The 7,447-nt window shown below is 72.2% G+C and carries 7 protein-coding genes and 1 pseudogene; 5 read left to right on the top strand and 3 right to left on the bottom strand.

Translation table 11 applies throughout. From position 1 onward, the window contains the following. Nucleotides 1–76 precede the first annotated feature (76 nt). The 4 genes and pseudogenes from AB0B85_RS05175 to AB0B85_RS05160 form a co-directional block, all read left to right on the top strand. A pseudogene (locus AB0B85_RS05175) lies at nt 77–973 on the top strand (ATPase); the annotation flags it as partial. Next, nucleotides 970–1,374: a roadblock/LC7 domain-containing protein gene (locus tag AB0B85_RS05170; protein WP_030329023.1), complete on the top strand. Its 405-nt coding sequence runs from the start codon at nt 970–972 to the stop codon at nt 1,372–1,374. The pseudogene AB0B85_RS05175 and the gene AB0B85_RS05170, both read left to right, overlap by 4 nt. Nucleotides 1,375–1,472: 98 nt before the next feature. Beyond that, on the top strand, nt 1,473–1,850 hold the full coding sequence (locus AB0B85_RS05165; protein ID WP_030329021.1) for a DUF742 domain-containing protein: 378 nt from the start codon (nt 1,473–1,475) through the stop codon (nt 1,848–1,850). Between the two features lies 1 nt (nt 1,851). Next, complete coding sequence (locus AB0B85_RS05160; RefSeq protein WP_007455465.1) at nt 1,852–2,445, top strand: ATP/GTP-binding protein; 594 nt, start codon at nt 1,852–1,854, stop codon at nt 2,443–2,445. Nucleotides 2,446–2,700: 255 nt separating this feature from the next. On the opposite strand, the gene AB0B85_RS05155 is transcribed toward AB0B85_RS05160, so the two are convergent. Beyond that, the gene (locus AB0B85_RS05155; RefSeq protein WP_357403763.1) at nt 2,701–5,127 is read right to left on the bottom strand and encodes a transposase; all 2,427 of its coding nucleotides are present in this window, start codon (nt 5,125–5,127) and stop codon (nt 2,701–2,703) included. A 39-nt stretch (nt 5,128–5,166) separates the two neighbouring features. Beyond that, a complete protein-coding gene (locus AB0B85_RS05150; RefSeq protein ID WP_357403739.1) occupies nt 5,167–6,123 on the bottom strand; it encodes a DNA primase in 957 nt (318 codons plus the stop codon). A 160-nt stretch (nt 6,124–6,283) separates the two neighbouring features. Between AB0B85_RS05150 and AB0B85_RS05145 the strand changes: the two genes are divergently transcribed. Next, nucleotides 6,284–6,625: a helix-turn-helix transcriptional regulator gene (locus AB0B85_RS05145; RefSeq protein WP_357403737.1), complete on the top strand. Its 342-nt coding sequence runs from the start codon at nt 6,284–6,286 to the stop codon at nt 6,623–6,625. Between the two features lie 94 nt (nt 6,626–6,719). Here the strand turns inward: AB0B85_RS05145 and AB0B85_RS05140 are convergent, their stop codons facing one another. Next, on the bottom strand, nt 6,720–7,394 hold the full coding sequence (locus AB0B85_RS05140; protein ID WP_357403735.1) for a permease prefix domain 1-containing protein: 675 nt from the start codon (nt 7,392–7,394) through the stop codon (nt 6,720–6,722). Nucleotides 7,395–7,447 lie beyond the last annotated feature (53 nt).

Raw genomic sequence — 7,447 nt, 5'->3', positions numbered from 1 at the left:
GGCCGCGCCTCGGCGAGGCGTCGACGCAGCCCACCCAGCAGCCCCGGGTCGACGGTGCCGTCCGCCGGGCCGAGCACGTCGGTCACCCGCACCGCCGGCCTGGCCGCCGGTGCCGGGCGGCGACCGGGACGTGGCCACTCCGCCGGTGCCCGAGCGGCTCGCTGCCGCTCTGGACATGACGACGGAGCTGCCACGGGTGCCGCGACCCGGCGAGCAGCCGGCCGCCGCAGCCCAACCTCCGGTGCCGGCACCAGCTCCGGCCGCGGCACCGCCGGCCCGACCGGCGCCGCAGCAACCGCAGGCGCAGAACCGGCAGCGGTACGCGGACGAGACGATGGAGTTGCCGATCTTCCGGGAGCTGGAGTCGGCCTGGTTCCGCACCCGCCGTCCGGGCTCGGAGGAGTCCGCGGCTGGCGCCCAGCCGAGCACGAACGGCGACACCGCGACCCAGCAGTTCGCCGCGGTCGAGGCCACCGGTCGGACAGTCCAGAAGACAGCACCCGGGACGACAGGTAACACACCGATGGCAGACACTCCGATGGCCGGAGGAGCGCCGCGGGACAACAGCTCCACAGCGAACGAGGGCAACCGCCCCGGCCTCGCCGAGAGCCTGCCGAACCGCCGGCCCCAACCGCAGAGCAACGGCTGGCAGACCGCTGCTGACGACGGCTGGCGTGCCGCCTCGGCGGCCGCCGGTGCGGTACCGGTGAGCGAGACCACCACCACCGGTCTGCCCAAGCGCAAGCCGATGGCGCAGCTGGTGCCGGGTGCGGTGGAGAAGCCCGCCCCCTCGGTCCAGCGCCGATCCCCGGAAGCAGTCCGCGGCCTGCTCTCCGCCTACCACCGGGGCGTGCAGCGAGGGCGTAGCACCTCGGACAACCCGACCAGCCCGGAGGCAACTCCGGGAGGGCAATCCTCGCAGTCTGGCTCAGGCCCGGTGGCCGGGAGCGGGCAGAAGGAGCAAGAAGGATGACAACTACGCAGGATCTTGGTTGGCTGCTTGCCAACTTCGCTGACCGGGTGCCCGGCGTCGCGCATGCGGTCGCCGTCTCGGCGGACGGCCTACTCCTCGCGTCGTCACGGGATCTGCCGCGCGACCGGGCAGATCAGCTTGCCGCGATCTCATCGGGTCTGGTCAGCCTGACCCAGGGTGCAGCCCGCTGCTTCGAGGGAGGGGCGGTGTTGCAGACCGTCGTGGAGATGGACAATGGCTTCCTGTTCCTGATGTCCATCTCGGACGGCTCGTCCTTCGCCGTGTTGGCCGCCCGCAGCTCCGACGTGGGCCAGGTCGGCTACGAGATGGCGCTGCTCGTCGACCGGGTGGGCGACGCGCTGACCCCGCAGCCGCGTGCGGCCGCGGGCATGCTGGGCTGACGCCTCGCCGATCGTGAGGTCGGCACGACTGCAACGACGACAACGACGGGTTTCACCGGTGGGAGCCGGTAGCGGGTGCGAAGGAGGTGAACGGCGAGATGGCTGATCGTGACGAACCAACCGGAGCGTTGGTCCGTCCATACGCCGTGACCCGTGGTCGTACCCGTCCCCGGCTCGACATCGCGCTGGAGGCGCTCGTCGAGACGACGGTGCGCGGCCGGGCCGCTGCCAATGGCAACGGCGGCCAGGGCCGCGAACACCAGTACATCGCCGCGCTGTGTGACGGTCGCGTGCAATCGCTCGCAGAGATCGCGGCGCGGATGCAGCTGCCGCTCGGTGTGGCCCGGGTGCTCATCGCCGACATGGCGACGGACGGCCTAGTCGCGGTCCACGAGCCGACCATTTTGGACGACTCCGACGACGCGGTGGGCACTGAACTGCTGGAGAGGGTGCTGAGTGGACTTCGCAGGCTCTGACATGTCGCACCGCCCACCGAACCCGAGTGGGCGCGTGACGTCGGCGAAGATCGTTATCGCCGGTGGATTCGGCGTCGGCAAAACGACGCTGGTCGGCTCGGTCTCGGAGATCACGCCGCTGACCACCGAGGCCATCATGACCTCTGCCGGCGTGGGCGTCGATGACACCCGGCAGGTGCCGGGTAAGACGACGACCACGGTGGCTATGGACTTCGGCCGGATCTCGATCGACCGTGACCTGATTCTGTACCTGTTCGGTACGCCGGGTCAGACCCGGTTCTGGTTCATGTGGGACGAACTGGTCCGGGGTGCCATCGGTGCGGTGGTACTGGTGGACACTCGCCGGCTGGCCGACTGCTTCGCGGCGATCGACTTCTTCGAGCACCGACGCCTTCCGTACCTGGTGGCGATCAACTGCTTCGACGGGATGCAGTACCACGACCCGCAGGACGTCCGGGACGCCTTGGCGATCTCAAGCGACGTGCCGGTGGTGGCCTGCGACGCCCGTAACCGGGAGTCGACGAAGCACGTGCTGATCTCGCTTGTCGAGTACGTGCTCACCATGCGCCGTACCCGCGCGGTGGCCCCGGCCTGATCGCCGTCGCAAGCCCGGTGGTGGCTCCGGCCGCCACCGGGCGTTTCGCGCTGTCCGCCGCACTGCTCGTGCCGGCGGGCCCCACGCCGCCCTCTGAAGATCTGGAAGCCGTCCGCCCCGCTCCGGGGTGGGCCGGCCCTCGGGTCTGCGCGGGGCGGCGTTTCCGTGCCGCTCGGCACCCATCCCGCTGACACGAGCGCGCCCCCGGTCGACCGACCGGGGGCGCGATTCGCGGGTGTGGAAGAGAGCTGACGGTCAGGACTGGTAACCGGCGGAGCGGTACTCGTACTCCCGGTCGTCGTCGCGGTCACCGTGGTCGCGGCTGAAGTCCCAGCCACCGGCTGCCTCGCGACCCGGCCGGCCGCCCACCGCGAAACCACCGATCTCCTGCCCGCGTCGCCAACCGCGGAAGTAGCCCGTGGTGTTTTCCGCAAGGCTTGCCGCATCACGCACTATCCGCAATGGGCGCTCCTCGCGCAGCGGGGAACCAGGGACCAGATTGGCCTGTGGCACGCGCTTGGGGAGCCCGGCGTTGGTCTCGGCACCCACCGCGGGGCGAGCTGCCTGCTCGGCGGCCTGCCAGCCCGTGTCGGCAGTTGTCGACCAGTCCAGGTCGGTCTCCTCGGCCTGCCCCACGAACCAGGCCGACTTGGTCTGGGCGAAGATCAGCAGGTCGCCGTCGCCCTCGTCGGCGACCGGCGGTGGCCGGTGCTCGACCGGGGGCTGCCGGTGCGGCAACGGTGGTGGCCGGTGCTCCACCGGGGGCGTTGGCCGGTGCTCGGCGGCACGGGTGGCTGCCCGGCCGTTCCGAGCGGCCTGCTCCCGGTCGACAAGCCGCAGCGGCGGCGTCTCCAGGTGCGGGTCCGCCGGCGGGTTGAGCCCCTCGCGCAGCGCCCGGTCAGCGAGTGGCGGTGGCTCCACCAGCCGCAGCATGGGCGGCTCCTGCGGCAAATCGTCCGCCAACCAGGGCGGGGTGACCCGACCGTCGGCGCGACCCGGGTCGGTCGGAGCCTCGATGCCGCGACTGCCGCCGTAGGAGTAGGGCGCCGGGTTGTTCGCCGGAGTGTCGGCCGGGTCCTCCGGGTTGTTGACGAGCGGCCAGTTGGCGCGGGAGCCGGGCGGCGCCGACTCCTGACCGGGCCGGGGTGCCGGCACCGGAATGCTCAGGTCGGTGGCGCTGAACCCGCCCGTCGGTGGCTCGTCGACCGGGCGTTGCAGGTGACTCGGCCGGGGCTCGCCGTTCGTCTTCGGCCGGGGCGGGATGACCGTACGCTGCCGTTCCGCCCGCGCGTGGTTGATCGCGGCGGTGGTGAGCGTCGGCCGGAACGGCTCACCGGCCTCGGCCGGCGGCACCAGACCCCGCTGCGCGGGTGCGATCGGGGTGATCCCGGGCGGCGGGGGAGGCGGCGACGAGACCGGTCGGTTGGTCGGACCGTCGATCCGGTTGGCGACCTGCTCACCGCGCCCGGGCAGGGTGGGCGGTTGCGGAGCGGCCATCGCTGCCGGGGCCATCGGCGCGGGTGCGACAGGCGGCGGCGTGACCGGCGGTGGGGCGACCGGTGGCGGCCCGAGTGGACGGGGCGACGCCAGTGGTGCGTTACCCGGAATCGGCTCGGGGCGGCTGCGGCGCCCGACGGCGGGCGCGGGCTCGACAGCGGGCGGGGTGGGTCGGACCGACCGCAGACCGGCACCGGTGCCGGCCAGACCTGTCAACTCGCCGACCGACTCGCCACGGCGGGCGGCGGCGCGGCGGCCAGGTGCCTGGTCCGGTGTGCTGACCCGGGAGTTGAGCGCGCTCACCAGCGCCTCACAGCCCGCGTCGCAGGCCCGCACGGAGGCGACGGCCTGGCGGACCGTCTCGGCCACCGCGGACGTGAGCGCCCGATTGACAGCGGCGCGGCGCGGCGTCTCGGAGATGGCGACCCGTAGCGCGGTGACCGCCTCGTTGATCTCCTCGGCGTCGGCGACTCCGTCGGCGGCGAGGTGCGCGGCTATCGCATCCGCCGCGACCGACACCTCACGGCCCCGGGCGACGGTGCCGCCGAGCATGCCCGGCTCGGGCAGCGCGTCAAGCACCGCCAGCGAGACCGGCTCGGCCGGGTCCGGGTACGCCCGCAGGGCCGCCGGGTAGAGCTCACGCAGCACCTCACGCAGCGCCACGGCCGCGGAGTGTCGACCGCTGGCCAGGGCGGCGTGGGCGGCGAGCACCTGCTTGTAGCCGGCGAGGTCCCGGGGTGCCGGCAGGGTGACGGCGGAGAGCGCGCCGGCCTGCAACGCGCGGGCCAAGCCGACGGCCCGTCGTTCGGCCGGAGGTGACTGCATCTCCTCCAGCGAGTCGTCGTCGGCGAACCGCTCGGCGAAGTCGTCCACCGAATCGTCGTCGGCGATGGCCAAGGGTCGACCCGCCGCGCTCAACAGCGACGTGACGGTGTGGTCGTCGCTGTCGGCGGCGATTGCCGCACCGCTCGGCCCGCCTGACCGCTCCACGAGCAGCGCGACGAGCTGGGCGTAGCCAGCGGCGTCGTCGCTGATCTCGCAGACATGCAGCAGACGGCCTGCGTCGTCGACCACAGCGGACGTCAGCGTCGAACCGGCGGAGGCCGGTCGGTCAGCCGGATCCGCCGAGGCCAGACCGCAGTAAACGCGCACGAGCGCCACGGCGTCGTCCTCCTCCCGGGACAGGTCTTTCCTCTGCCAGCAACTGATGCTCCCCGGTACGGGTCAGTCGCGCCAGTCCACCACCGCAGAGATCTTGCCGACAATGGTGCGCCAACCCAAACTCGCGGTCTGCGCTCCGATCTTCTTCAGCCGTCGCCGACCCATGAAAGCACCGATGCCACCGTTGGCGGTGGCCCGCAGTGCCTCGTCCAGGTCGTCGAGGCTGGAGCCGGCGGAGAGCATGTCCAGGACCGCAGGCAGCCGCAACGCGTACGAGATGTCACGTGCGATCTCGCCGGCCTCGATCAGCAGGGTCGAATCCCAGGTGTCGTGACCGCCGCGCAGGTTCTCCACGACCAGGTCGAGTTCGTAGGTGTCCTCGTCGAGTGGGGCGATGTCGGCCGGCTCCACCCGTTCGGCCAATTCATTCCAGCTGTCCAGTTGGGACAGATCGTTCGGCGCACCGGACCTGATGAAACTGACGAGCGACTCGGGGGTCTTGAACAGCAGCAGCTTGCCCTGGTTGCTGAGGAAGACCGGCACCTCCTCGTCGTCCGCCTCGTCCGGGACGTCCTCGTCGGCCTCGCCGTCGGCCTCATCGTCGGCGGTGGCGTCGGCGCGTCGGCGCGTCGCCTCGTCCTCGTCGCTGTCGGCGAACTCCTCGGCCAGCTCCTCGTCGAGGATGACTACCGTCTCGTCGTCCTCGTCCTCGACGACCTGGCGGCGGGCGAGGAACGGGTCGTCCTGGTCGCGTTCGGTCACATCGGTCGGGGTCAGCGAGCTGGCCGGCCGGTACGCCCGCAGCGTGAAGCCGGTGCCGGCGGGCAGGGCGATCTCCACCGGATCGATGCGCAGCTCGTCCCAGAGCGACCTGTCGACCGAAGCCGACGGGCGGTCCGTCTCCGCGGCCTCATCTGGCTCGGCCGCGCTCGTGGTGTCGTCGAGCTCTGGCTCGTCGGCGTCGGGCCGTTGGGGCGACTGGCGGGCCACGCTGACCTCCGTGTGCTTCGGGTTGCCCACCCGCCGGGGTCTCTGTCCGACGAGTGACTCTGGGCACATACCCTAGTCGGCAGACCTGGGTGGCCGATGCCCGCACCCCGGTGGTCGGCTGGTGCACGGGTTCGACCTGCTGGTAGCTGGCGCTGGCGGACGGGCCGCTCGACAAGTAGCGTAGCTACACATGAAGGCCCAGTCGTTGCACGGCCATCTCGACGCTCTGCTGCTCGCCGTGCTGGAGCAGGGCGAGCTGCACGGCTACGCCATCATCGAGGCGCTACGTGAGCGCAGTGACGGCAGCCTCGATCTGCCCACCGGCACGATCTATCCCGCGCTCCGTCGCCTGGAGCGTGCCGGGCACGTGGCGAGCACCTGGAGCACGGTGAACGGTAGGGAGCGGCGGACGTACCAGCTCACCGACTCGGGCCGACGGGCGTTGGCCGGAGAGCGCGCCGGTTGGCACGAGTTCCGACTGACAGTTGGCCGGTTCCTCGATCCCGGCAACCCACCCACCACCCCGGCCTGATCCCGCCGGCCGGCTGTTGTCGACCGACCGGGAGTGTCCGGCCCGCGTCCGACGCGGCAGGGCGGGGGTGGGCGGCGCGGCGGGGTGGCGCGGGTCAGCGGGCGACGGCCAGCAACCAGCCGCGCGTCGCCCGGGTGAGCGAGAAGTACGCAGCGCTGACCAGCACCGCGCCGATGATCATCGGTGGCCAGCTCAACGCCGCCTCCCAGAGGCTGAGTGACCAGCCGAAGAGGGCACACCCGGTCACCATGGCCAGGGCCAGCAGGCCGGTCAGGCCGGCGCCCACCGCGCGTTGCGCCACGACCAGGCCCGGTCGGGCCGACCGGGCGCTCGCCGCGACCACGAGCAGACCGGCCACCGAGAGCAGCAGCGTGCTCATCCAGATCCAGTCGACCGAGTTGGCGAGCAGCAGGTAACCGGCCGGCGGGCGCGGGCCGTCGCTCCAACTGGCCCCACGCCAGGTCAGGTCGCCGGCCGCCATCCCCACCCCGGCGACGGCAAGCATCCGGAGAGAGAGGCCCCGCAGCGCGCCCACGGCCAGCTCGGCCTGCCAGGAGGGCAGCAGTTGCGCCGGTGAGCCGAACTCGACAACCGCCCGCCGCTGCGCCTCGGTGGGCGGCACGCCGCTCTCCTGGTACGCCTCGACCGCGTCCCACAGCCCGTGCCGGGCCTCGGTCAGCAGGTCGGACTTGAGTCGCGCCGGACCCTGCAACCGGGCGGCCAGATCCCGCAGGTGCTCGTCGACAAACCCATCCTCACAGCGCGGCATGGCACCACCCTGCCACGGACACCGGAGCCCCGACGTCGGGGAGAACCCTGGTC

This window comes from Micromonospora sp. NPDC049044 (genome assembly GCF_040649215.1).
Lineage (GTDB): Bacteria > Actinomycetota > Actinomycetes > Mycobacteriales > Micromonosporaceae > Micromonospora.
The sequence above is the reverse complement of the archived record's forward strand: the minus strand, read 5'-3'. Positions and strand labels throughout refer to the sequence as shown.

What these genes read in the sequence shown, in the direction of transcription:
- AB0B85_RS05165 (WP_030329021.1), top strand. Translation starts at nt 1,473, where the DNA reads ATGGCTGATCGTGACGAACCAACCGGAGCGTTGGTCCGTCCATACGCC.
- AB0B85_RS05160 (WP_007455465.1), top strand. Translation starts at nt 1,852, where the DNA reads ATGTCGCACCGCCCACCGAACCCGAGTGGGCGCGTGACGTCGGCGAAG.
- AB0B85_RS05140 (WP_357403735.1), bottom strand. Translation starts at nt 7,394, where the DNA reads ATGCCGCGCTGTGAGGATGGGTTTGTCGACGAGCACCTGCGGGATCTG.
- AB0B85_RS05145 (WP_357403737.1), top strand. Translation starts at nt 6,284, where the DNA reads ATGAAGGCCCAGTCGTTGCACGGCCATCTCGACGCTCTGCTGCTCGCC.
- AB0B85_RS05170 (WP_030329023.1), top strand. Translation starts at nt 970, where the DNA reads ATGACAACTACGCAGGATCTTGGTTGGCTGCTTGCCAACTTCGCTGAC.